The organism is Nguyenibacter vanlangensis (assembly GCF_013376155.1).
GTDB classification, from domain to species: domain Bacteria; phylum Pseudomonadota; class Alphaproteobacteria; order Acetobacterales; family Acetobacteraceae; genus Gluconacetobacter; species Gluconacetobacter vanlangensis.
This window is the reverse complement of sequence record NZ_JABXXP010001169.1, coordinates 1-618: the sequence shown is the minus strand read 5'-3', so window position 1 is coordinate 618 and position 618 is coordinate 1. Positions and strand designations below refer to the sequence as shown.

Sequence of the window (618 nt, the reverse complement as noted above, 5' to 3'; positions counted from 1 at the left end):
AGGCGCTGCTGGCTGGAACGGGGACGGGAGCGGACACGGCGCCGGCGGCGGAGCGGGCTTCGGACGGCGTGGCGCGGGATGCGTGACGCCGGGGGCGACGGTCCTGCGGATCGACGGCTGTCGGTTCTTCTTCTTCTTCTTCTTCTTCTTCTTCGGCACGGAAGGCGACGAACCGCTGCATAGTCATGTTGAAGCGGGAGAGAACGTCGTGAAAGTTTGGACGGACAGCGATCTGCGTCATGTCGTGATGGCGGATGGGCGTGAGCTTTCCGTCCCTCTCGAACGGCTCCCGCGTCTGCGCGATGCATCGTCGGAGCAAAGGTCTCGCTGGCGGTTCATCGGGCGCGGCAAGGGGATCCACTGGCCGGATGTGGATGAGGACATCCTGGTTGCGAGTCTGCTGCGCCTGTCCTGATCCCTTGATCGCCTCGTCCCGTCCGGCCCTTTCGGGTTGCCGATTCGGGCTGCTGAAATTTTCAACGAATCAGGGTGCAGGGACCTGCGGTCCCTGCCGGGTCCGGGCAGCGCCCGGATGGTGCCGGCCGGGTTGCTGCCGGTCGGGTGCTGCCGGCCAGGTTGTGCCCTTGGGGGGCACCCGGCCGGCGCGCGGGTTCTATT

1 protein-coding gene is annotated in these 618 nt (G+C 66.5%); it reads left to right on the top strand.

Annotated features, from left to right (window positions below; all coding sequences use genetic code 11):
- A partial coding sequence (locus tag HUK84_RS23425) for a DUF2442 domain-containing protein (protein ID WP_246285831.1) occupies positions 1–415 on the top strand: 415 nt, incomplete at its 5' end.
- Positions 416–618: the final 203 nt, after the last annotated feature.